Annotated in this window: 22 protein-coding genes; 11 read left to right on the top strand and 11 right to left on the bottom strand. The window is 64.0% G+C overall.

Translation table 11 applies throughout. The features are described 5' to 3' along the window. Positions 1-35 precede the first annotated feature (35 nt). Positions 36-1,523, top strand: coding sequence for an amidophosphoribosyltransferase (purF, locus tag BLR85_RS03100; protein ID WP_093149290.1), 1,488 nt, complete (start codon positions 36-38; stop codon positions 1,521-1,523). 285 nt (positions 1,524-1,808) lie between these two features. Here purF and BLR85_RS03095 read toward each other — a convergent pair whose 3' ends face one another. Next, positions 1,809-3,620: an SLC13 family permease gene (locus tag BLR85_RS03095; RefSeq protein WP_170844441.1), complete on the bottom strand. Its 1,812-nt coding sequence runs from the start codon at positions 3,618-3,620 to the stop codon at positions 1,809-1,811. A 387-nt stretch (positions 3,621-4,007) separates the two neighbouring features. Between BLR85_RS03095 and BLR85_RS03090 the strand changes: the two genes are divergently transcribed. The 6 genes from BLR85_RS03090 (at position 4,008) to BLR85_RS03065 (ending at position 8,537) form a co-directional block, all read left to right on the top strand. Next, positions 4,008-4,259, top strand: coding sequence for a hypothetical protein (locus tag BLR85_RS03090; protein ID WP_093149281.1), 252 nt, complete (start codon positions 4,008-4,010; stop codon positions 4,257-4,259). A 52-nt stretch (positions 4,260-4,311) separates the two neighbouring features. Continuing rightward, positions 4,312-4,965, top strand: coding sequence for an SDR family oxidoreductase (locus tag BLR85_RS03085; RefSeq protein ID WP_093149277.1), 654 nt, complete (start codon positions 4,312-4,314; stop codon positions 4,963-4,965). A gap of 142 nt (positions 4,966-5,107) precedes the next feature. Further along, a complete protein-coding gene (gene surE / locus BLR85_RS03080; RefSeq protein WP_093149273.1) occupies positions 5,108-5,896 on the top strand; it encodes a 5'/3'-nucleotidase SurE in 789 nt (262 codons plus the stop codon). Further along, positions 5,893-6,534, top strand: a complete 642-nt coding sequence (locus BLR85_RS03075) for a protein-L-isoaspartate(D-aspartate) O-methyltransferase (protein WP_093149269.1) — start codon at positions 5,893-5,895, stop codon at positions 6,532-6,534. Before surE ends, BLR85_RS03075 begins: the two co-directional genes overlap by 4 nt. A gap of 86 nt (positions 6,535-6,620) precedes the next feature. Continuing rightward, positions 6,621-7,772, top strand: coding sequence for a peptidoglycan DD-metalloendopeptidase family protein (locus BLR85_RS03070; RefSeq protein WP_093149264.1), 1,152 nt, complete (start codon positions 6,621-6,623; stop codon positions 7,770-7,772). Positions 7,773-7,799: 27 nt separating this feature from the next. Next, positions 7,800-8,537 (top strand): hypothetical protein, encoded by a 738-nt coding sequence (locus BLR85_RS03065; protein WP_093149785.1) that lies wholly within the window; start codon positions 7,800-7,802, stop codon positions 8,535-8,537. Here BLR85_RS03065 and BLR85_RS03060 read toward each other — a convergent pair. From BLR85_RS03060 to BLR85_RS03020, 9 genes are all read right to left on the bottom strand, one after another. Then, positions 8,527-9,375 (bottom strand): ATP-binding protein, encoded by an 849-nt coding sequence (locus tag BLR85_RS03060; RefSeq protein WP_093149260.1) that lies wholly within the window; start codon positions 9,373-9,375, stop codon positions 8,527-8,529. The two genes, BLR85_RS03065 and BLR85_RS03060, sit on opposite strands and share 11 nt — an antisense overlap. After that, complete coding sequence (gene tatC / locus BLR85_RS03055) at positions 9,375-10,271, bottom strand: twin-arginine translocase subunit TatC (protein WP_093149256.1); 897 nt, start codon at positions 10,269-10,271, stop codon at positions 9,375-9,377. The genes BLR85_RS03060 and tatC overlap by 1 nt, the downstream gene beginning before the upstream one ends. A 10-nt stretch (positions 10,272-10,281) precedes the next feature. Further along, positions 10,282-10,776, bottom strand: coding sequence for a Sec-independent protein translocase protein TatB (gene tatB, locus BLR85_RS03050; protein ID WP_093149253.1), 495 nt, complete (start codon positions 10,774-10,776; stop codon positions 10,282-10,284). Positions 10,777-10,821: 45 nt separating this feature from the next. Then, a complete protein-coding gene (locus BLR85_RS03045) occupies positions 10,822-11,064 on the bottom strand; it encodes a twin-arginine translocase TatA/TatE family subunit (protein ID WP_093149248.1) in 243 nt (80 codons plus the stop codon). Between the two features lie 352 nt (positions 11,065-11,416). Next, positions 11,417-12,520: an AI-2E family transporter gene (locus tag BLR85_RS03040; protein WP_093149244.1), complete on the bottom strand. Its 1,104-nt coding sequence runs from the start codon at positions 12,518-12,520 to the stop codon at positions 11,417-11,419. Between the two features lie 438 nt (positions 12,521-12,958). Beyond that, positions 12,959-13,834: a 3-hydroxyisobutyrate dehydrogenase gene (gene mmsB, locus BLR85_RS03035; protein WP_093149240.1), complete on the bottom strand. Its 876-nt coding sequence runs from the start codon at positions 13,832-13,834 to the stop codon at positions 12,959-12,961. Beyond that, the gene (locus BLR85_RS03030) at positions 13,831-14,898 is read right to left on the bottom strand and encodes an enoyl-CoA hydratase/isomerase family protein (RefSeq protein WP_093149236.1); all 1,068 of its coding nucleotides are present in this window, start codon (positions 14,896-14,898) and stop codon (positions 13,831-13,833) included. The genes mmsB and BLR85_RS03030 overlap by 4 nt, the downstream gene beginning before the upstream one ends. After that, complete coding sequence (locus tag BLR85_RS03025; RefSeq protein WP_093149231.1) at positions 14,895-16,037, bottom strand: acyl-CoA dehydrogenase family protein; 1,143 nt, start codon at positions 16,035-16,037, stop codon at positions 14,895-14,897. The genes BLR85_RS03030 and BLR85_RS03025 overlap by 4 nt, the downstream gene beginning before the upstream one ends. Before the next feature lie 317 nt (positions 16,038-16,354). Beyond that, positions 16,355-17,854 (bottom strand): CoA-acylating methylmalonate-semialdehyde dehydrogenase, encoded by a 1,500-nt coding sequence (locus BLR85_RS03020; RefSeq protein WP_093149782.1) that lies wholly within the window; start codon positions 17,852-17,854, stop codon positions 16,355-16,357. A gap of 100 nt (positions 17,855-17,954) precedes the next feature. On the opposite strand from BLR85_RS03020, the gene BLR85_RS03015 reads away from it, so the two are divergent. From BLR85_RS03015 to coaD, 3 genes are all read left to right on the top strand, one after another. Beyond that, the gene (locus tag BLR85_RS03015; protein WP_093149780.1) at positions 17,955-18,893 is read left to right on the top strand and encodes a LysR family transcriptional regulator; all 939 of its coding nucleotides are present in this window, start codon (positions 17,955-17,957) and stop codon (positions 18,891-18,893) included. A 26-nt stretch (positions 18,894-18,919) separates the two neighbouring features. Beyond that, on the top strand, positions 18,920-19,354 hold the full coding sequence (locus tag BLR85_RS03010) for a CBS domain-containing protein (protein WP_093149227.1): 435 nt from the start codon (positions 18,920-18,922) through the stop codon (positions 19,352-19,354). A gap of 287 nt (positions 19,355-19,641) precedes the next feature. Then, positions 19,642-20,142, top strand: a complete 501-nt coding sequence (gene coaD, locus BLR85_RS03005; RefSeq protein ID WP_093149777.1) for a pantetheine-phosphate adenylyltransferase — start codon at positions 19,642-19,644, stop codon at positions 20,140-20,142. Between the two features lie 12 nt (positions 20,143-20,154). Here coaD and BLR85_RS29000 read toward each other — a convergent pair whose 3' ends face one another. Then, positions 20,155-20,295 carry a hypothetical protein gene (locus BLR85_RS29000; protein WP_170844440.1) on the bottom strand — a complete coding sequence of 47 codons (141 nt, stop codon included), beginning with the start codon at positions 20,293-20,295 and terminating at the stop codon, positions 20,155-20,157. A gap of 145 nt (positions 20,296-20,440) precedes the next feature. Here BLR85_RS29000 and BLR85_RS03000 point away from each other — a divergent pair, with 145 nt between their 5' ends. Beyond that, complete coding sequence (locus BLR85_RS03000; RefSeq protein WP_093149223.1) at positions 20,441-21,457, top strand: DUF808 domain-containing protein; 1,017 nt, start codon at positions 20,441-20,443, stop codon at positions 21,455-21,457. Positions 21,458-21,546 lie beyond the last annotated feature (89 nt).

The raw sequence follows: 21,546 nt of genomic DNA, 5'->3' as shown, positions 1-21,546 counted from the left end.
CGCACCTCACCGCCGGATTCGGAGCCCACCGTAAAATGTCTGACGCGCTCGAAAACGCGAAGCCGTTCCATGCCCACCCGTTCGATGACGACAAGCTCCGCGAAGAATGCGGCGTCTTTGGTGTCATCGGCGTGACGGATGCCGCCAATTTCGTCGCCCTCGGCCTGCATGCGCTGCAGCATCGGGGCCAGGAGGCGGGCGGGATCGTCACCCATAACCACGGGACGGGTTTTCACTCGGCACGCCGCTTCGGTTACGTGCGGGACAATTTCACGTCCGCCAAACTGATGGAGACGCTGCCGGGCGATCTCGGGATCGGCCATGTGCGCTACTCCACCGCCGGCTCGAAGGGGCGCACCGAGATCCGCGACGTGCAGCCCTTCTTCGGCGAGTTCTCCATGGGCGGCGCGGCGATTGCGCATAACGGCAACATCACCAATGCCGAGGCGCTGCGGCGCGAGCTGATCGACCGCGGGTCGATCTTCCAGTCCGGTTCGGACAGCGAATGCATCATCCACCTGATGGCCCGCTCGTTGCAGCGCGACATTCCCGAGCGGATGAAGGATGCGCTGCGCCGGGTCGAAGGCGCTTTCTCTGTCGTCGCCATGACGCGGACCAAACTGATCGGCGTGCGCGACCCGCTGGGCGTACGCCCGCTGGTGCTGGGCCGGATCGGCGATGGCTGGGTGCTCAGCTCCGAGACCTGCGCGCTCGACATCATCGGTGCCGAGTTCGTGCGCGAGATCGAGCCGGGCGAGATGGTCGTGATCTCGCCGGAGAAGGGCGTGACGAGCCATCGTCCCTTCGAGTCGCGCCAGTCGCGTTTCTGCATTTTCGAGCATGTCTATTTCTCCCGCCCCGATTCCATTCTCGGCGGCCGCTCCGTTTACGAGACACGCCGCCAGATCGGCGTGGAGCTGGCGCGCGAGAACCCGGTCGATGCCGATCTGGTTTGCCCGGTGCCCGATAGCGGGACACCTGCGGCGATCGGGTTCAGCCAGGAAAGCGGCATTCCTTACGCGATGGGGATCATCCGCAACCAGTATATGGGGCGGACCTTCATCGAGCCGTCCGAGCAGATCCGCAACATGGGCGTTCGGCTGAAGCTCAACGTTAACCGGGCGCTGATCGCCGGTAAGCGGGTGATCCTCGTGGATGACTCGGTGGTGCGCGGTACGACGAGCCGCAAGATCAAGGAAATGATCCTCGACGCCGGCGCCAAGGAGGTGCATTTCCGCATCGCCTCGCCGCCGACAGCCTGGCCCTGTTTCTACGGCGTGGACACGCCGAAGCGCGAGAAACTGCTTGCCGCAACCATGTCCGAGGAGGAGATGCGCGAGCATCTCGCGGTGGACAGCCTCAAGTTCATCTCCCTTGACGGGCTCTACCGGGCCGTCGGCCAGGGTGAAGGGCGCGACAGCAATTGCCCGAAATATTGCGATGCGTGCTTCTCGGGCGAATACCCCGTCGAGCCCTTCGACATGATCGAGCGCGGCTTCAAGCTGAAGACAGCGGCGGAGTGAGACCATCTCCGCTCGTTCAGGCGCGTGTTGGCGCCTGAGCTGCGCTGATCATCCAGCTGTCTGTCACAGCAAGCAAGCTTGCCGCCGAGCATGGCTCGTGCGGCGGTGGCAGCGCTTCGCGCTGTGTGCCTGTGGCACGGAGCTGTTGTTCCACTGCAGGCATTTTGCCGCCAGCGGCATCACACCACGCGCGCGAAGCGCGCGCCACCCCCAACGGGAGGAGCGCATCTTCGATGCGACGACGACGGGCGGGAGCACCTCGCTTTTGCTCCGAGGCCGGGGCCTTCAGAACGGAAAGATCACCGGGATCAGGAAAAGCGTGGTTGCAGCCACCAGTAATGTCATCGGCAACCCGCATTTCAGGAAGTCGATGAACTTGTAGCCGCCCGGGTTGACCACCAGTGTCACCACGGGCGAGGAGACCGGCGAAGCGAAGCCGGCGGACCCCGCGACGAGCACCGCGATGGCCATTGGCAACGGCGACACCCCCATCGACAGCGCCGCGTTAACCGCGATGGGCGCCACGAGCACCAATGTTGCCGTGTTGGACAGGATCCAGCTCAGCGACATGGTCAGGACGAACATGGCGAACATCACGGCGCGCGGGTTTTCCTCGCCCGCCATGCCGATCAGCGCGTTGACGATCATGTCCGTGCCGCCCGTCTTGTCGAGCGCGGTCGCCAGCGGCAGCATGCCCGCGATCAGCACCAGCGTGTCCAGCTTGATCGAGCGATAGGCCTGGTTGGTCGTGACCGTGCCGGTCAGCACGGCGGCGATAGCGGCCAGGATAACGGCGATGGTGATCGACATGCCACCGAGCGAGACCCCGATCATCGCAAAGAGGATGATCATGGCGATCCAGAGCTTGTTCGAGTTGGGCACCGAGAGCGAGCGTTCATGCGGCTCCTCGAGGATCACGAAATCGCGGCTGCGGCGGTTGATCCGGTCGAGCCGCGTCCATTTTCCGGCCACCAGCAGGCGGTCGCTCTTGCGCAGCTTCTCTTCCTCGAAATCCAGAACCGGCTCGGAGCCGCGCTTGAGCGCCAGCACTTCCAGACCATAGGTGGAGCGGAATTCCAGGTCCTCGATGGTCTGGCCCAGAACGCTCGCCTCGGGGTGGATCATCACTTCCATGATGCCCAGCGTGTCGATCCAGGCATTCATGTCGTCGTAGAAGCTGCAGACATGATCGAGGCCGGGCCGGTCGCAGAAGGAGGCGATCTCTGCCTCCGATCCGGTCACCACGATCAGGTCGCCCGGCTGGAAATCCATCCCCGCCGAGTAGAGTGAGGTATTGGCATTGCCGCGCGGGCCGCGACGGCGGCGGGCGAGGATGCGTGGCGCGGAGAGTTCGAACTCGCGCGCGGCGGCCCCTTCATAGGCCTGCGCGAGGCGGATCACCTCGACCCGCTCGACACCATGGTCGCGGTACATCTCGGCGAAGGAGCGGCTGCGGCTGCGCGGCTGGTCGCTGCCGTCAGCATATTTCGGCCCCAGCAGGTGTCGCCCGGCGAAGGCGAAAAACAGGACGGTTCCGGCCAACACGATCAGGCCCACGAGCGAGAAGCTGAAAAAGCCCAACGGTTCGCCGGTGGCATCGCGCAGCGCGTCGGATACCGCGAGGTTGCCGGGCGTGCCGATGAGCGTCAGCATGCCCGAGAGCAGTGCGCCATAGGACATGGGCATCAGCAGCCGCGCGGCGTTGATGTCGGTGTCGCGGGCGATCCGCATCACGATCGGGATGAAGATCGCCACCACCGCTGTCGAGGACATGACCGATCCCAGCAACGCCGCACCGACGCAGAGCGGGATCATCAGCCGTACCTCGTCGCCTTTGCCCTGTTTCAGAATCAGGTCGCCCACGGTGCGGGCCACGCCGGTCCGGTCGAGCATTTCGCCGACCACGAAGAGGCCCGCGACCATGATGATGATCGTGGCGCCGAATCCCGAGACCGCCTCGGTCGGGGTCAGGATGCCGGTCAGGGCGAGCGTGACAAGCACGATCAGCGCGATCAGGTCGTAGCGGACCTTGTTCGACGCCATCATGATCGCGGTTAGTCCGATCAGGTAGAAAACAAGCGTAGCATCGCCTTGCATAGGGGCCTCCATCGGCTGCCGCGGGCAGAAAACGGCGTGGGCTGTGCCGGGAGTCTTGTAGCGTGCGGGGGCCGAAAGGTCAGCCTTTCCGTAAGGGTGGTTTGCCGCCGCCCGGAACGCTCCGCCCGATCCCGCGCCTGCCCGCGCACGCGGCCTGCGCGACAAATCGCCCAGTCTGGCGCGCAGGCGGGCGGGTTCCGGCTCATCACGCGCCCCGCGCGATCTCGTGACTTCCAACTCCGGGCCGGGGCGAATACTTGCGCCGTAACCCCGCTTCAGCGCTGCATTCAGCGCGGCTGGGAAGTTTTTTCATCATCGCTTTGTCCTGTCCATCGTTCCTGCCTGATCAGGCGGTCGCTGGCTGGCCATTGTGCAACGAGGATCATGATGTCCGAGAACAAGACGGTCGCCACCGCGGCCACGCAGAAAAACGAGATCCAGCTGGACCGGCTTGCCCTGATCGGCACGTTCGGCACGGATGCCGAACGCCATGCGCTGGTGCGCCATTCTTCCGGCCGGATCGAGAAGGTGACGATGGGGGAGAAGGTCGCTGGACGCCGGATTGTCGCCATCGGCAATGGCGAGATGTTCCTGCAGACCGGATCGGGCACCAGAAAGCTGGAGATGCCCTCGGGCTGAGGCCGGCGCCCTTTCGCTTGACCTCCGCCCTTTGCGCGGTGCAGATGCGCGCATGACCAGACTTGCCCTCGTTACCGGCGCTTCCCGTGGCCTTGGCTGTGCCATGGCCGAGGCGCTCGCACCCGACTATCACGTCCTTGCCGTCTCACGCACCGTGGGCGGGCTTGAGGATCTCGACGACCGGATCAAGGCCCGGGGCGGCGAGGCGACGCTTGCGCCGCTCGATGTGACCGATGACGGCGCGATGCAGCATCTCTGCCGGTCCGTGCACGAGCGGTGGGGCGGGCTCGATCTGTGGGTGCACACGGCGATCTATGCCGCGCCGCTGACGCCCACGAATATGATCGAGGGCAAGAGCTGGCACAGTTCCGTGGCCGTCAATATCGAGGCGACACGCCGCCTGATCACCTTTGTTTCGCCGCTTCTGCAGGCACGCGAGGGCGCGCAGGCGGTGTTTCTCGACGATGATCGCGCCGGTCAGCCCTTCTTCGGCTGCTACGGGGCCACCAAGGCGGCGCAGATGGCGCTGGTGCGCAGCTGGCAGGCCGAAACCCGCCGCCACGGCCCGCGCGTGACGATCCTGCAGCCGCAAGCCGTGCCGACAGCGGTTCGGGCGCGCTTTTTCCCCGGCGAGGACAAGAGCGCCTTGGTCGAGATCCCGCGCGAAGGCGCGCGGCTGGTCGACCTGATCCGGCAGGCGGGCTGACCGCGCCCTTGCGCCTTGCAAAAAAGCGCAACGGCAACACTCCCGCACCGACGCAGCGTGCGCGGGGCTTTCCCATGCCCCGCAGCTTGCTCCTGCCTGCGTGCCGCTCTAAAGCAGAAAACAGAATAATCGAGGGCGGTTCATGCGCATTCTCATCACCAACGACGACGGAATCAACGCGGCCGGGCTCGATGTGCTCTACAAGATCGCGCATGAGGTCGCGGGGGCCGAGGGGGAAGTCTGGACTGTCGCGCCCGCTTTCGAGCAATCCGGCGTCGGCCATTGCATCAGCTACACCCACCCCACGATGATCGCCAAGCTGGGCGAGCGCCGCTACGCCGCCGAGGGCAGCCCCGCCGATTGCGTGCTGGCCGGGATCTATGACGTGATGACGGATGGCAAGCCGGACCTGATTCTTTCCGGCGTCAACCGGGGCAACAACTCGGGCGAGAACACGCTCTATTCCGGTACCGTGGGCGGCGCAATGGAAGCCGCCTTGCAGGGTCTGCCGGCAATTGCGCTGTCGCAGTTCTACGGCCCCGGCAATGTTGAGCTGGAGGATGAATACGAAGCCGCCACCGTGCATGGCGCAGCCCTTGTCCGCGACCTTCTGCAAAAGGGCGACTGGGGCGACAAGGGCGGTTACTGCACCTTCTACTCGGTCAATTTCCCGCCCTTGCCGGCCGCCGAGGTCAAGGGGCGCGCCGTCACCGCCCAGGGCTTCCGGCCCGGCACGCGTTTCTCCGTCAAGCCGACCCGCGCACCCAACGGGCGGCGTTTCCTGTGGGTCGAGGGCGCGAAGCAGGACGTAGCCACCGGGCCGGGCACCGATGTGCAGGCCAATATCGACGGCTATATCTCGATCACGCCGATGCGGGCGGACCTGACGGCACATGACCAGCTCGCAGGGCTGAAGGCCGTGCTGGAATGAGTTGGACCGCCGAACAGAAGATGCGCCTGCTCTTCGCGCTCAGATCCAAGGGCGTAACGGACAAGGCCGTGCTGACGGCGATGGAGAAGGTCGACCGCGGGCTCTTCGTGCAGGGGATCTTTGCCGATCGCGCCTATGACGACACGCCGTTGCCGATCATCTGCGGGCAGACCATTTCCCAGCCCTCCGTGGTGGGGATCATGACCCAGGCTCTCGAAGTCGGCCCGCGCGACAAGGTGCTGGAACTGGGCACCGGCTCGGGCTACCAGGCCGCGATCCTGTCGCAGCTTGCCCGACGGGTCTATACCGTGGACCGTTTCAAGCGGCTGACCCAGCAGGCGCAGGGGCTGTTCGACCAACTCGGGCTGACCAATATCATCACCTTCTGCGCCGATGGCAGCCACGGATTGCCCGAACACGCGCCTTTTGATCGTATTATTGTGACCGCTGCCGCCGAAGACCCGCCGGGGCCGCTCTTGGCGCAGCTGCGGATCGGCGGTATCATGGTCCTGCCCGTGGGCCAGTCCGACGCCGTGCAGAGCCTGATCCGGGTGCGGCGAACGGAGGAGGGGTTGGACTATGACGAGCTTCTCAAGGTCCGTTTCGTGCCCTTGCTGGAAGGCCTCGGGCGAGAGTGAATGTTTCCGGCGGCCGGGTTTGGCCGCCACCCAGATTGTCCCGGAGGCTCCGTGAAGAGGGCCCGGCATACGAGGAGCCAGAGCAGATGCGGACCTTCATGACCCTTTGTGCGAGTGCATTGGTGCTGGCAGCCTGTGATACGACCGGGTTGGATCTGGATATGCGGGATCTCGGCCAGGGGTTCGACACAACCTCGGCCCTGCAGCCGGTGACCGCGCCGAAACCGCAGCCCGACGCACGCGGGGTCATTTCCTATCCCAGCTACCAGGTGGCCCTGGCACGCCGTGGCGATACCCCGGCGGAGGTCGCCGGGCGGATCGGCATGTCGGCCGACGATCTGGCCCGTTACAACGGCATACCCGTCGATGCCGTGCTCAACGAGGGCGAGGTGCTGGCCTTGCCGCGCCGCGTCGCCGAAAGCACATCGTTGCCGGCAACCGGCGGCGTCGATATCGCGACGCTTGCGGGCGATGCCATCAACCGCGCGTCTCCTGCCGCCGCACCCGCCGCGGGCACCATCTCGACCCAGGTCGGCGAGGAGCCGGTGCGCCACAAGGTCGAGGCCGGCGAGACGGCCTATTCCATCGCGCGCCTCTACGGCGTTTCCGCCAAATCCATCGCCGACTGGAACGGGCTCGGCCCGGACCTCTCCGTGCGCCAGGGCCAGTACCTGCTGATCCCGGTGGTGGTGGCCCAGCCCGCGAGCCCCGAGACCGAAACCTCGACCACCGAGCCCGGCGAAGGCAGCCCGACGCCCACGCCGCCGAGCGCCTCCGAGCCGCTTCCCGACGAAGATACCGTGCCGCTCGCCACCGATACGGGCGAGGCGTCAGGCGTGCCGGAATCGCCCGATCTGGGCGCCGATGCGACCGTCGCGGCCTCCAACAGCGCCCGCATGAGTATGCCGGTCCAGGGCTCTATCGTGCGCGACTTCCGCAAGGGCAAGAATGACGGAATCGACATCTCCGCCTCTCGAGGCGCGAGTGTCTCCGCCGCCGCTGCCGGCACCGTGGCCGCGATCACCGAGGATACCGACCAAGTGCCGATCCTCGTGCTGCGCCACGAGGGCGGGCTGCTGACGGTCTATGCCAATGTCGACAACCTCAAGGTCCAGAAAGGCCAGAGCGTCTCGCGCGGGCAGGTCATTGCCACGGTGCGCGCGTCCGACAACCCCTATCTGCATTTCGAGGTGCGCGATGGTGTCGAGGCTGTCGATCCGTCCGACTATCTCAAGTAATTGCCCCGGCGTGCGGTTCTCGACACCATGAATGCGGCGCGCGATCTTGTCCTGATCATGGGCAGTGGCCCGGGCGCACTGGTTACGCGCGACTGGGCCGCGCATCCTTTCGATGCGGTGGTGGCGATCAACAATGCCTGGCAGATCCGCCCGGACTGGACCCATCACATCCACCCCGAAGATTTTCCACCCGAACGTGGGCCGGAAACGCGGCGCCCGGGGCAGGAAACGGTGCTCTACCGCGAATATGTACCGTCGAATAACCGTTTCGGCGGCGTGTTCTATGCCGGTGGCACGATGGCCTTTACCGCCGGTTACTGGGCGCTGGATTGCCTGCGCCCGCGCGTGCTGGCCTTCGTCGGCTGTGACATGGTGTATCCGGCGACGGGCAAGACGCATTTCTACGGCAGCGGCACCGCCGACCCGCTGCGGGCGGACCCGACGTTGCGTTCACTGGAGGCGAAGGCGGCGCGGCTCTGGTTCAAGGCGGCCGGGCAGGGATGCGCCTGCGTGAACCTCTCGCAGGACGAAAGCCGGCTGGTCTTCCCGCGCACGACTCTGTCCGAGCTGGGACAGGTCGATCTGCCCGCGTTTCCCGAGGCCGCCCCGGCTACGGCCGAACGGTTGGAGCGGGAAGCAGACTACAACGTGCCCTCGGGGCGCTATTGGGAGCAGGCGGAGAGGTTCGATCCGGACCGGATCGATGCGATCGACGGCGCCTGGCGGGATGCCTACGACGCGATGCGGGCGGGCGTCAGATCCTGACGCCGTGCCGCCCGGCAAGATCGACGAAGAACTGCCACGCCACCCGGCCGGACCGCGAGCCGCGCGTCGCCTGCCATTCGATGGCCTCGGCGCGCAGCGTTTCATCGGCAATCCTGAGCCTGTAGGCGGCGCAATATCCCCGGATCATGTCGAGATACTCGTCCTGCGAACAGGGATGGAAACCCAGCCAGAGACCGAAACGGTCGCTGAGCGAAACCTTTTCCTCGACCGCCTCCGACGGGTTGATGGCCGAGCTGCGCTCGTTCTCGATCATGTCGCGCGGCATCAGGTGGCGGCGGTTGGAGGTGGCGTAGAAGAGCACGTTCTCCGGCCGACCCTCGATGCCGCCATCCAGCACCGCCTTGAGCGACTTGTAGTGTTGGTCGTCATGGCTGAAGGAGAGGTCGTCGCAGAACAGCAGGAAGCGTGTGTTTGGCGCCGAGCGCAGCAGCGTCAGCAGCCGTTGCAGCGTCGGCAGGTCCTCGCGCTGCAATTCCACGATCTTCAGATCTTTGCCTTCCGCACGAATTTCGGCGTGTACCGCCTTCACAAGGCTCGATTTTCCCATGCCGCGCGCGCCCCAGAGCAGGGCGTTGTTCGCGGGCAGGCCACGGGCGAACTGGCGCGTGTTTTCCAACAGGATGTCACGGGCGCGTTCGATGCCGATCAGAAGCGACAGGTCCACCCGGCTCACCTCGGCCACGGGCGCCAGCCGGTCGGGCGCGGTGTGCCAGACAAAGGCCTCGGCAGCCGCGAAATTCGGCGTGGCGGCAGGTGGCGGGGCGATGCGTTCCAGCGCCGCGGCGATACGGTCGAGTTCCTCGGCGGTGAAATCCATCAGGCCGTCTCTTTGTTTTCCTCGTCGTCGTCGAACTCGTCTTCATCGAGCAGGCCCATCTTGCGAAGCTCCTCGTTGCGCTTCTTCTCGACCCGGGTGACGAGGAAAATCGAGATCTCGTAGAGCGCGTAGACGACGGTGAAGAGAATGATCTGTGTCACCACGTCCGGCGGGGTGACCAGCGCGGCCAGCGTCAGTATGCCGACAATGGCATATTTGCGCACGTTGCGCAGGCCCTCGGCCGAGACCAGCCCGGCCTTGCCCATCAGCGTCAGCAGCACGGGCAGCTGGAAGCACAGGCCAAAAGCGATGATGAATTTCAAGGACAGGTCGAGGCTCTCGCGTACAGAGCCGAGAAACACCGTGCGCAGCTCTGCGTCCTGCACGTTCTCCGGGATATTCTCGCCGCTCAGCATGGCTGCGAGGGCCGGGATCGCGTCGGAGAAGCCGATGAAGAAGTTCATCGCCAGCGGGGTGACGACAAAATGCGCGAAGGCCGCGCCGCACATGAACAGCAGCGGCGAAGAGATCAGGAAGGGCAGGAAGGCGTTCTTTTCGGACTTGTAGAGGCCGGGCGCGACGAAACGCCAGAGCTGGTAGCCGATATAGGGGAAGGAGAGCGCGAGACCGAAGATCATCGAGATCCGGATCAGGACGAAGAATTTCTCCTGCGGAGCGGTGAAGATTAGCTGCGGGTTCTCACCGCGGGCGCGCAGGATCTGGGCGATCGGCTCGACGAGGAAATTGAGGATCGGCTGGGCCACGGTGAAGCACAGGATCATCGCCACGGTGAAGGCCAGCACAGAGTGGATCAACCGCGTGCGCAATTCCGCCAGATGCTCGATCAGCGGGGCGGAACTATCTTCGATGTCGTCTTCTTCGGGACGGTCGCTCATGCGGTTCAGCTCATGCCTTGGGGGTGTCGGCCTCAGGCGCCTTGGCGGGTGCCTGGGCAGCTTCGGCCTCTGCGCGGGCGGCGGCCTCGGCTTCGAGCCGCGCGGTGGCCTTGGCGGCAGCACTTTCGCGGATCTTGCGGGCGGCCTCGGCGCGTTCCTCAGTCAGTTTCGCGGTTTCGGGGCCACGGGCAGGTTTGGTCGCGGCCTCGTCGGCAACCTCGTCATCCTCTCCGAATGGGTCGAAGTCGAGATCAGCGGCATCTTTCAGCGCGTCCAGCCCCATGGATTTCGGATTGGTCGCCTTCTTGAGATCCTTGGCGATATCCTTGACCCCAGCCTCGTCGGCGGCATCCTCCATCGCGCGGGTGAAATCGCGCGCCATCGCGCGCAATCGCGCGGTGAACTTGCCCAGCGTGCGGAACATCACCGGCAGGTCCTTCGGGCCCACCACGATCAGCGCCACGATGCCGATCAACAGCAGTTCGGTCCATCCGAGATCAAGCATCGCCTGTCAGCCTCGTTTGCATTCCCGTGCCCGGCAGGGCCCGTGTCAGGCCTTGTCTTTCTCGGCGGTCTCTTCGGGGGCTGCGTCCAGGGACTCCGGCGTCACGTCGAGCGCGGCCTCGGCCTTTTCCTTTTCGATCTCTTCCTTGCCCTCGCTCACGCCCTTCTTGAAGGCAGTGATGCCCTTGCCAACCTCGCCCATCAGCGAGGAGACCTTGCCCCGGCCGAAGAGCACGATGACGACCACGGCGATCAGCAGGAGGCCCATGGGGCCGATATTGTTCAGCATTCCTTTTCTCCTTGACTGCGGACCACGGCAACGGGTCCGGCTGTCGCAAACGTTCCGCTTCTGGATTTACTTATGGGTTTCGGAGGGGAGAGCAAAGCCCCAAACGCGTCAAAGAAGTGAATTTTTCTTGCGGCGCGGGGAAAGAATTTGAAATGGAATTGCGTAGTTCTGGGTATTTTCCCAGGTGGTTTGGTGGAAAACCTTCCCTGACAAGCGAATCCGAAGGACTGCCGCCGGGCAGAGCCCGAGCGGCGGTGGCGCCGCTGGCGCGGCGTGGGACATTTCGCCGGCACGGGGCGCGGCTGCAAGCTGCATTCTGATTTCTGGCGGCTGCGTCAGGGCTGCGGCGGACTCAGGTGTTTGCAGAGCGGTCTTCCTCGCTCTCTTGTGGGGTCAGCATGGACTCGGAAAGGGTGGTCCAGATTGTCACGAAAAGACCCGCCACCACCGGGCCGAGGATCAACCCCACCGCACCGAACATGCCCAGCCCCCCGAAGGTGCTGACGAGAATCAGGATGTCATGCATCTGTGTGTCGCGTCCGACGAGGATGGGGCGCAGGATATTGTCGATCGTGGTCACCACCAGCCCGGCCCAGAGGCCAAGCCCGATGGCGGCGCCGGTATGGCCGATGGCCGCGAGATAGATCACGCCTATCGCCAGCACGAGGCTCGGCCCGATGCCGGGAATGATCGAGAGGATGCCCATGACCACGCCCCAGAAGGTAGGCCCCTGGATGCCGGCAAGGTAGAAGCCGATTCCGCCCAGAACGCCCTGGACCACCCCGATTACCAACGTGCCCTTGATCGTGGCGCGGCTGACCGAAACGGCGCGATCCGCGATCTTGCGCTGCATGGTCGGCGTCAGGCCGGTGAAGCGCAGGATCTGTTTCATTACCGGCGTTTCCATCTGCAGGAAGAAGAACAGCGCGTAGAGGAAGATGAAGGTGTCGAGAAAGAACAGCGCCGTGCCTCGCGTCAGCTGGGAGAGCGTGCTCACCGTAAAGCGGGCGAGCGCGGTAACGAGGTCGGCGATCTTGTTGGCAATCTCGGGACCGAGCTCGTCGAGGCTGTCCTGGTAGGGCACCCAGTCGGGGATTGTAACGCTGGCCGCGTTTTCGGTCACCGTGTTGACGATATTGACGATGGAACGGGAGAGGGCAAATGCCTGTTCGGCCGCCACGGAGGCGATGAAAACGACCGGGATGATCACCAGCACGATGACCAGCAGAACGGTCACGGCGGCTGCCAGGTTGCGCCGGCCCCAGAGGCCCGAGCGAATGCGCCGGTAGAGTGGGCGGGACAGTTCCGCAACGATCGCCGCCATGACGAGCGAGATCAGGAAGGATCTTATCATGCCGAAGAACATCAGCGTGATCAGAACAGTCACCAGGATCAGGGCCGACCAGCGGAGCGTGTCCGGACTGAGAAAGGTCGGTCTGTTTGCGGGTTCGGGCATACGGCCTCCGGCGTTGCCGCGAGCGTAGTTCGAAATGCATGGCAGAAGAAGCCCCGGTGGATGCCGGGCGCAGGCTAATCAGACCTAGAATAGGGGGAAGAGACGGTCCGGCATGGGCAAGGATGCTCCTCGAGGTGCTCCTGGTGAGCCCTCGAACAAAGCAATATCGGAAGATAATGGGGTGATAGCGGAGATTGGGGGCGCTGCCCCCAAGCCCCCGGGATATTTCCGGTCAGAAGAAGGAAGAGCGACGTCAACAGCTTCTTCTGACTGAAAATATTTCCGCCGGAGGCACGATCCGCAGGATCGTACGCGCGCAAAGCGCGCCCGCGAACGGAGAATGAGTTCGAATATCTCTAGAATTCGCACCTCTGTGAAGGCACCGGGCAATTGGCAGGACGCTCCTTCAAGGCATGCTGACAAGCCGTCTTAGTTGGGCTACGTCGCACGTGCGCGATGTGCGAAGCGCGGCAGCATGGCCGAGAAATCCTTGCCCGCGCCGTCCTCTTGTTCCACGAAAGCCGCATAGAGCGCGGTGGCGGCCTGTCCCAGCGGGGTGTCTGCATCTGCCATCTCTGCGGCCTGTTGGCTCAGGCGCAGGTCTTTCAGCATCAATTCGGAGGCAAATCCGGGCTGGTAGTCGTTATCGGCGGGCGATTGCGGCCCGACGCCCGGCGCGGGGCAATAGGCGTTCATGACCCAGGAATAGCCGGAGGAGGTGGAGACGACGTCGAACATCTTCTGCCGGTCGAGGCCCAGCTTGTCGGCCAGCGCAAAAGCTTCGCAGGTGCCGATCATGGTGATGCCGAGGATCATGTTGTTGCAGATCTTGGCCGCCTGTCCGGCACCGGCTTCGCCACAATGCACCGCCTTTTGCCCCATTACGTCGAAAAGGGGCGCGACGCGGGCGAAGGCCTCTGGCGTGCCGCCGGCCATGAAAGTGAGCGTGCCTGCCGCCGCGCCGCCGACACCGCCCGAGACGGGCGCATCGACCGCGTCGAGCCCCGCCACGTTGGCGGCATCCGCCACCGCGCGGGCGCTCTCGACATCGACCGTGGAGCAATCGAGATGTACCGCGCCGGGCTCCATCGCGGGGTGGATCTCCTCGGCCACAGCGCGCAAAATTGCTCCGTTGGGCAACATGGTCACTACCACGTCGGCGCCGGAAACGGCTTCGATCGCGCTTGCGGCCTTCGTCACGCCTTCAGGGCAAGGGGCGACAAGATCGAAGCCGACGACTTCATGTCCGGCCGCTGCCAGATTGGCCGCCATCGGCGCGCCCATATTTCCAAGTCCAATAAAACCGACCTTCATGGCATGTCCTCCCCCGCCAGTTCGTCCTGTTCGTCGTCGAATGTGAGTGCCTCGTCGCCGAGCGGTAGCAGCATCTGGCTCACCATGACGCTGTTCACTTCGTCAAGCGCATGGCGCCATTTCGGGTTTCGATCCTTGTCGATGATGGCGGCGCGGATGCCTTCAAGGAAATCGGAATGCTCCATGGCGCGGTGCGTGAAGCGGTATTCCATCCCGAGCGCCTGCCGGATCGTCGAGTCCGTGTTCAGCCTGTGGGCCATCTCGACCGTGCAGGCCATGGCCAGCGGCGAGTTCCGCTCCAGCACCGCCAGCGTTTCCCGGGCGAAATCGCCGTGCGCGTGGCGCAGCGAGCGCAGGATGTCGCCCAGAGTTTCGCCTGCGAAATGGGTGTCGATCTCGTCGTGCAACGCGGTCAGATTGCCGGCGGGAGACGTTTCGGCAGCGGCATCGATCAGGGTCCAGTCGCCCGCTTCTTCCAGCGCTGCGATCAGCTTCGGCCATTTTGCGGCAGGAATGAAATAATCGGCGAAACCGGCAAGGATCGCATCTGCCGGCCCCATGCGCGTGCCTGTCGTGCCGAGATATTCCCCGAGCCGTCCCGGCGCGCGGCCAAGGATCAATGAACCACCGACATCCGGGATCAGCCCGATACCGCATTCGGGCATGGAGATGCGGCTGCTCTCGCAGACAACGCGATGCGAGCCGTGGCAGCCAATGCCGACGCCGCCGCCCATGGTGAAGCCCTGCAGGAAGGAGGCCACGGGTTTCGGAAACTCAAAGAGCCGCGCGTTCATCCGGTATTCGTCCTGCCAGAACCGGCGGCCATAGGCGTAGTTGCCCGCCATGCCGGTGGCATACATCTCGGCAATATCGCCACCCGCGCAGAACGCCTTCTCGCCCTCTGCATCGAGCAGGATCATCGCGACCGTGTCATCCTCGGCCCAGTCTTTCAGTGCCGCGTCGATGGCGAGGCACATCTTATAGGTGAGTGCGTTGAGCGCCTTGGGCCGGGTGAGGGTGATGCGCCCCGTCCGGCCTTGTTTGCGAATGGAGATATCGCTCATCTGTTGCCTATCAACTGTCGCGCGACGATCACGCGCATGATCTCGTTGGTGCCCTCGAGGATCTGGTGCACGCGCAGATCGCGGACAATCTTCTCGATGCCGTAATCGGCAAGATACCCGTAGCCGCCATGTAGTTGCAGGCATTGATCGGCCACCCGGCTGCCGGCCTCGGTCACGAATTTCTTGGCCATGGCACAGAACTTGGTGGCGTCCGGCGCGCCGGTGTCGAGTTTCCACGCCGCCTGCCGCAGGAAGGTGCGGGCGGCCTGAAGCTCGATCTCCATGTCAGCGAGACGGAATTGCAGCGCCTGGAACTGGTCGATCGTCTGGCCGAAGGCCTTTCGCTCCGACATATATTGCAAGGTCGCGTCAAGCGCGGCTTGGGCGGCGCCAAGAGAGCAGGCGGAGATATTGAGCCGTCCGCCATCGAGCCCGGCCATGGCATAGGAAAAGCCCTTGCCTTCTTCGCCCAACAGGTTGTCGGCGGGCAAATTGACACCATCCATCTGGACTTGACGTGTTGGCTGGCTTTTCCAGCCCATCTTGGCCTCGAGCCCACCGTATGAGAGCCCTTGCGCACCGTCCTCGATCACCAGTGCCGAGATGCCTTTCGCCCCGTCGCCGCCGGTGCGCGCCATGACGATATAGGCGTCCGAATAGCCGCCGCCGGAGATGAAGGCCTTAGTGCCAGTGAGCATGTAGCCGTTCGCCGTGGCTTCGGCTTTCGTCTTGAGCGCCGCGGCGTCTGATCCCGATCCGGGTTCGGTCAGGCAATAGGAAAAGACTGTCTCCATCGAGAGCGCGCCGGGCAGGAAGCGTTCCTTGAGCGGATCTGAGCCGAAGCTGTCGAGCATCTTCGCGCACATGTTGTGGATCGACAGGAAGGCCGCGACGGAGGCGCAGGACATCGACAGCGCCTCGAAGACCAGAGTTGCATCCAGTCGGCCTAGGCCGGAGCCACCGGAATCCTCGCTCACGTAAAGCCCGCCGAAGCCCAGTTCGGCCAGTTTGGGCCAAAGCTCCTTCGGGATCGTGCCCGCGTTGTCCCAGTCTGCTGCATAGGGCGCGATATGTTCTTCGCCAAAGGCGCGGGCCATGTCGAAGATTGCCACCTGTTCCTCGGTGAGCGCGAAATCCATGAGCTTCCTCCCCAAAGCCGCTGGAAATTGAATATCCGTTCAATTTCTACATGCGCCGGGAATTTGGCAAGAGGAAATGCCTCGAATTCCTGTTGCCGAGACAGGGGAGTTCGAGGTTATGGGGCTTTGCCCCCGCGCTCTGGCAAGCGCTCCCCCAGGATATTTTTCGTCAGAAGAAGGGCAAGCGCGCCTCCCCATCATCTTTCCGACAAATATCCCCGCCGGAGGCACGATCCGCAGGATTGTTCGGGACGCCGGCAGAAGAGAAGACCCGGCCAGATCGACCGGGTCATTCGTTTTCCTTGGGACGGGTCGGGTCAGTCCATTGCCTTGAAGTTCAGCGCCGCGCCTTCCTTGATGCCCGAGGGCCAGCGGGCGGTAACGGTCTTGGTGCGAGTGTAGAACTTGAACCCGTCCGTGCCGTGCTGGTTCAGGTCGCCGAAGCCGGATTTCTTCCAGCCGCCGAAGGAGTGGTAGGCCAGCGGAACCGGGATCGGAACGTTTATGCCGACCATGCCGATATTGATCCGGCTGGCGAAGTCGCGCGCGGTGTCGCCATCGCGGGTGAAGATCGCGGTGCCGTTGCCATATTCGTGGTCCATGGCGAGCCCGATGGCCTCCTCGTAGGTCTCGGCGCGCACGGTGGACAGGACCGGGCCGAAGATCTCGGTCTTGTAGATGTCCATGTCCTCGGTCACGCGGTCGAAGAGATGCGGGCCGACAAAGAAGCCGTCCTCGTAGCCTTGCAGCGAGAAGTCACGCCCGTCGATGACAAGCTCGGCGCCCTGGTCGATGCCTGTCTGGACCAGGCGCTGCACGTTCGCCTTGGCGGCGGCGGTCACCAGCGGACCGAAATCGACATCGTCACCGGCGGTGTAGGGGCCCACTTTCAGCGACTCGATGCGCGGCTTGAGCGCGGCGATCAGGCGGTCCGCCGTCTCGTCGCCCACCGGCACAGCCACGGAGATCGCCATGCAGCGCTCGCCCGCGGCTCCATAACCCGCGCCCACCAGCGCATCGGCGGCCTGTTCCATGTCCGCGTCGGGCATGACGATCATGTGGTTCTTGGCGCCGCCGAAGCACTGCACGCGCTTGCCGTTGGCACAGCCGCGGCTGTAGATATATTGCGCGATCGGCGTGGAGCCGACGAAGCCGATGGCCTGGACGGTCTCGTTGTCGAGGATCGCGTCCACCGCTTCCTTGTCGCCGTTGATGACCTGGAAACATCCGTCAGGCAGACCGGCTTCCTTGAATATCTCGGCCAGCATCAGCGGCACGGAGGGGTCACGCTCCGACGGCTTCAGGATGAAGGCGTTGCCGGAGGCGAGCGCCGGGCCGGCTTTCCATAGCGGGATCATGGCGGGGAAGTTGAAAGGCGTGATGCCGGCCACGACGCCCAGCGGCTGGCGCATGGAATACATGTCGATGCCGGGGCCGGCGCCGTCGGTATACTCGCCCTTGAGCAGATGCGGCGCGCCGATGCAGAACTCGATCACTTCCAGGCCACGCTGCACGTCGCCCTTGGCATCGGGGAAGGTCTTGCCATGCTCGCGCGAGAGCGCCTCGGCCAGCTTGTCCATGTCGCGGTTGAGAAGGTCCACGACCTTCATCATCACGCGGGCGCGGCGCTGCGGGTTGGTGGCTCCCCATGCGGGCTGGGCGGCCGCGGCCTTGGCGACGATCGCGTCGACCTCGGCCTTCGAGGCCAGCGCGACCTGTGCCTGAACTTCGCCGGTGGCCGGGTTGAAGACATCCGCCGTGCGGCCGGACGCGCCGGAGACGCGGGCGCCGTTGATGTAATGACCGATTTGATCCATGGGGTCCTCCTTGACTGTTGGCGCCAGAATACCCTTGCGCAAATGCAGTGAGAAGCGGCAGGTTGCCAAAATCATTTTGCATTTTTGCAAGGGGCGGGAGATGGCGGCAAGTTGGGACGATCTGCGCGTGTTCCTCGCTGTGGCGCGGCAGGGAAGCCTGTCGGCGGCGGGCAATGCGCTGAAACTGGATCCGGCGACGGTCGGGCGTCGGGTTTCGCGACTAGAAGACGGGCTGGGCGCGGCACTGTTTCTGAAATCCTCCAACGGATACGCTTTGACCGGGGCCGGCGAACGGCTGCTGCCGCACGCGCAGGAGGCCGAGCAGGCCATGGCCCATGCCGAGGATGCCGTGCGCGGGCAGGGGGACCGGCTCTCGGGCGTGGTACGGATCGGGGCGCCCGATGGCTGCGCCAATTTCCTGCTGCCGAAGGTCGTCTCGCGGATCGTGGCGACCCATCCCGAGTTGGAAGTGCAGATCGTGGCGCTGCCGCGGCTGTTCAATCTCAACCGGCGCGAGGCCGACATGGCGATTGGCGTCAGCCGTCCCGAGGCCGGCCGGCTCACGGTGCAGAAGATCGTCGATTACCAGCTCGTGCTGGCGGCGGCGCGCGATTACCTGGCCTCGACCGCGCCGATCGAGACGCTGGAAGATCTCAAGGCGCATCGGCTGATCGGCTACATCCCCGAGATGATCTTCGACAAGGAACTGGAGTATTTCCACGACCTCGGCGCAGATCGCCCGGTGCTCGCCAGCAACTCGGTTGCGGTGCAATACCAGATGGCACGGCAGGGCGCCGGCGTTGCCGTAACCCATGATTTCGCGCTGCCCGGCGACCATATCCTCGAACGCGTCCTGTCGGAGGCTTTCGCGCTCACGCGCAGCTTCTACCTTATCCGGCACGCCGATGATGCCCGTGTCCAGCGCCTCTCGGCTTTCGCGGAACTGCTCGTGGGCGGAATGCGCCGGGAAATGATCCTCGTGCGAGAGGCATTGACAGGAAGCGCTCCCTCGGAGGACGCTGGGGAAAGGGAAACGTAAGGCATTCGCAGGGAGGACACAGCAATATGATTGTTCAGCAAATTCTTAAGTCGAAGGGAACCGAAGGCGTCATTACCGTCGCTCCCGGCACCAGCGTGGAGGCCGCCGCCGCCGTGCTCTCGGAGAAGCGGATCGGCTCCGTCGTGGTGTCTTCGGATGGTTCGAGCTTTGACGGGATCCTGTCGGAACGCGATATCGTGCGTGAGCTCGGCAAGCGCGGGGCGAACTGCATGGCCGACAAGGTCGACGACATGATGACGAAATTGATCGAGACATGTGGGCTGGGCGATGAGGCGGAATCCATATTGGGCCGCATGACAGAAGGTCGTTTTCGCCACATGCCCGTGGTCGTGGATGGCAAGATGATCGGGATCATTACCCTGGGCGATGTGGTCAAGGCGCGGCTGACGGAACTTGCCATGGAGAAGGATGCGCTCGAAGGCATGATCATGGGGTACTGACAGGGGTGCTTCGGAAGAGGGGGCCGGCCGGCTCCCTAGGCAAGTCGGTTTGCCCATTCGGGTCGGTTTGCGAGCCCCCCCGACCCGGAGCCCCATAGCAGCTTCGGAACGGAAAAATCCAATCGGAATAAGCCTGTTGCAAGCTTGGAACCTTCCGTCACTCCGGGGAAGATTGGTCTAGATCGCTGCAATGCGGCATGTTAAGGCCACGCGAGAGATTCGCAGGGTTCCGTTTTTGGCCAAAAGGAGTGGTCGGGGCGGGACGGAGGAGATCAGGAGCCATGGCGATGCGCATCGGACTTTACCCCGGAACTTTCGACCCGGTCACGATGGGCCATATCGACATCATTCGCCGGGCCACGGTGTTGGTGGATCGGCTCGTCATTGGCGTCGCGATCAATCGGGACAAGGGGCCGCTGTTCAGCCTGGAAGAGCGCGTCAGCATGATCGAGGCTGAGTGCACCCGCATCTCCGAGGAAACCGGCTGCGAGATCGTGGCGCATCCGTTCGAGAACCTGCTGATCGACTGCGCCCGCGATGTCGGTGCCAGGATGATCATCCGCGGCCTGCGCGCGGTGGCCGATTTCGAGTATGAATTCCAGATGGTTGGAATGAACCGCCGGCTGGACGATTCCATCGAGACCGTGTTCCTCATGGCCGAGGCCCAGCACCAGGCGATCGCCTCCAAGTTGGTCAAGGAGATCGCGCGACTCGGCGGCAATGTCTCGAAATTCGTGCCTCCGGACGTCCGCAGCGCCCTTCGGGAGAAGCTCGGCACGGATTGCTGAGCTTTCAGTGCATTAGCGCCAGAAGGCCATCCATTCGATCAGCCCGTCGAACTTCCGGCCGAGAAAGATGTGCATCTGCCATCCGAAAAGGAAGTTGAGCCCGAGCAGGGCGGCGATGACAAGGGCCAGAATGAACCAGCTGCGATTGCTCATGGGGGCTTCCTTGTCAGAGATCTGCTGCGGTCGGCTTAACGGCTGCCTTGGGGGAGTTCAATTCTCCAGCGCAATTGGGCTGTTTCTAAACCGGGAGGAATGGCTGTAACCTGCGGTTGACCGGATCAGGCCGAATGAGGTTGTCATGAGTGGATTGCTTGCGCTTCTGGACGATATTGCAGCACTTGCCAAGGTCGCGGCGGCCTCGGTGGACGATATCGCGGGGCAAGCGGCCAAGACCACGGCCAAGGTGGCCGGGGGGGTGATCGACGATGCGATGAAGGCCGGCACCAAGGCCGCCGGCGCGGTGATCGACGATGCCGCCGTGACGCCGAAATACACGATGGGCTTCTCCGCCGAACGCGAATTACCCATCGTTGGCCGCATCGCCTTCGGGTCGATCAAGAACAAGCTGCTGATATTGTTGCCCGCTGCACTGCTGTTGAGCAACTTTGCGCCCTGGACCATCGCGCCGCTTCTGATGCTTGGCGGGGGGTATCTGTGTTTCGAGGGGGCGGAAAAGGTGCTGCACTGGCTGATGCCGCATCACCATGACGCGGGCCATCTGGAGCAGCTGGAAGACGCGGCCGGGCTGGAGGAAAGCCGGGTCGCCGGCGCCATCAAGACAGATTTCATCCTCTCGGCCGAGATCATGACCATCGCGCTCTCTGCCATCCCCGATTCCGGCTTCTGGACCGAGGCGCTCACCCTGGCGCTGGTCGCGGTGGGCATTACCGCGCTGGTCTATGGCTCGGTTGCGCTTATCGTGAAGGCCGATGACATTGGCGTTGCCATGGCGGACCACGGCCGGCTGGGTGTGACACGCTCCATCGGGCGCGGGATCGTGCACGGCATGCCCGGGTTTATGAAACTGCTGACGCTTGTCGGAACTCTGGCAATGCTCTGGGTCGGTGGCAGCATCGTCGTGCACGGCCTTGAGGAAATCGGCTTCGGGCTCATCGGACACGAGATCCACGATCTCGCCTATGCCGCCGCACATGCTGTCGCCGAGAGCTGGGCCGGCTTCGTCAAATGGCTGGTGACGGCGGTGCTGGACGGTATCTTCGGCCTGCTGCTGGGCCTGTTGCTGGTTCCGGTGGCGGCCTACGTCTTTGTACCGATCGTCAGCCTGTTCTCGGCGCAACAAGAAAAGCCGCACTAGAGCGTGTCGCGTTTAATCGGCCTCATAGCCTGCGGCTTTGAAGTAGTTGTAGCATTCTTCGTCCGAGAAGAGGTTGCAGACCTGTCCGA

This window comes from Aliiruegeria lutimaris, from assembly GCF_900099935.1.
GTDB lineage: Bacteria > Pseudomonadota > Alphaproteobacteria > Rhodobacterales > Rhodobacteraceae > Tropicimonas > Tropicimonas lutimaris.
Note: the sequence above shows the minus strand (reverse complement) of the source record. Positions and strands in the feature narration are given on the sequence as shown.

Coding starts and splice junctions, on each gene's coding strand:
- purF (WP_093149290.1), top strand. CDS start 36: ATGTCTGACGCGCTCGAAAACGCGAAGCCGTTCCATGCCCACCCGTTC.
- BLR85_RS03095 (WP_170844441.1), bottom strand. CDS start 3,620: ATGCAAGGCGATGCTACGCTTGTTTTCTACCTGATCGGACTAACCGCG.
- BLR85_RS03090 (WP_093149281.1), top strand. CDS start 4,008: ATGTCCGAGAACAAGACGGTCGCCACCGCGGCCACGCAGAAAAACGAG.
- BLR85_RS03085 (WP_093149277.1), top strand. CDS start 4,312: ATGACCAGACTTGCCCTCGTTACCGGCGCTTCCCGTGGCCTTGGCTGT.
- surE (WP_093149273.1), top strand. CDS start 5,108: ATGCGCATTCTCATCACCAACGACGACGGAATCAACGCGGCCGGGCTC.
- BLR85_RS03075 (WP_093149269.1), top strand. CDS start 5,893: ATGAGTTGGACCGCCGAACAGAAGATGCGCCTGCTCTTCGCGCTCAGA.
- BLR85_RS03070 (WP_093149264.1), top strand. CDS start 6,621: ATGCGGACCTTCATGACCCTTTGTGCGAGTGCATTGGTGCTGGCAGCC.
- BLR85_RS03065 (WP_093149785.1), top strand. CDS start 7,800: ATGAATGCGGCGCGCGATCTTGTCCTGATCATGGGCAGTGGCCCGGGC.
- BLR85_RS03060 (WP_093149260.1), bottom strand. CDS start 9,375: ATGGATTTCACCGCCGAGGAACTCGACCGTATCGCCGCGGCGCTGGAA.
- tatC (WP_093149256.1), bottom strand. CDS start 10,271: ATGAGCGACCGTCCCGAAGAAGACGACATCGAAGATAGTTCCGCCCCG.
- tatB (WP_093149253.1), bottom strand. CDS start 10,776: ATGCTTGATCTCGGATGGACCGAACTGCTGTTGATCGGCATCGTGGCG.
- BLR85_RS03045 (WP_093149248.1), bottom strand. CDS start 11,064: ATGCTGAACAATATCGGCCCCATGGGCCTCCTGCTGATCGCCGTGGTC.
- BLR85_RS03040 (WP_093149244.1), bottom strand. CDS start 12,520: ATGCCCGAACCCGCAAACAGACCGACCTTTCTCAGTCCGGACACGCTC.
- mmsB (WP_093149240.1), bottom strand. CDS start 13,834: ATGAAGGTCGGTTTTATTGGACTTGGAAATATGGGCGCGCCGATGGCG.
- BLR85_RS03030 (WP_093149236.1), bottom strand. CDS start 14,898: ATGAGCGATATCTCCATTCGCAAACAAGGCCGGACGGGGCGCATCACC.
- BLR85_RS03025 (WP_093149231.1), bottom strand. CDS start 16,037: ATGGATTTCGCGCTCACCGAGGAACAGGTGGCAATCTTCGACATGGCC.
- BLR85_RS03020 (WP_093149782.1), bottom strand. CDS start 17,854: ATGGATCAAATCGGTCATTACATCAACGGCGCCCGCGTCTCCGGCGCG.
- BLR85_RS03015 (WP_093149780.1), top strand. CDS start 17,955: ATGGCGGCAAGTTGGGACGATCTGCGCGTGTTCCTCGCTGTGGCGCGG.
- BLR85_RS03010 (WP_093149227.1), top strand. CDS start 18,920: ATGATTGTTCAGCAAATTCTTAAGTCGAAGGGAACCGAAGGCGTCATT.
- coaD (WP_093149777.1), top strand. CDS start 19,642: ATGCGCATCGGACTTTACCCCGGAACTTTCGACCCGGTCACGATGGGC.
- BLR85_RS29000 (WP_170844440.1), bottom strand. CDS start 20,295: ATGAGCAATCGCAGCTGGTTCATTCTGGCCCTTGTCATCGCCGCCCTG.
- BLR85_RS03000 (WP_093149223.1), top strand. CDS start 20,441: ATGAGTGGATTGCTTGCGCTTCTGGACGATATTGCAGCACTTGCCAAG.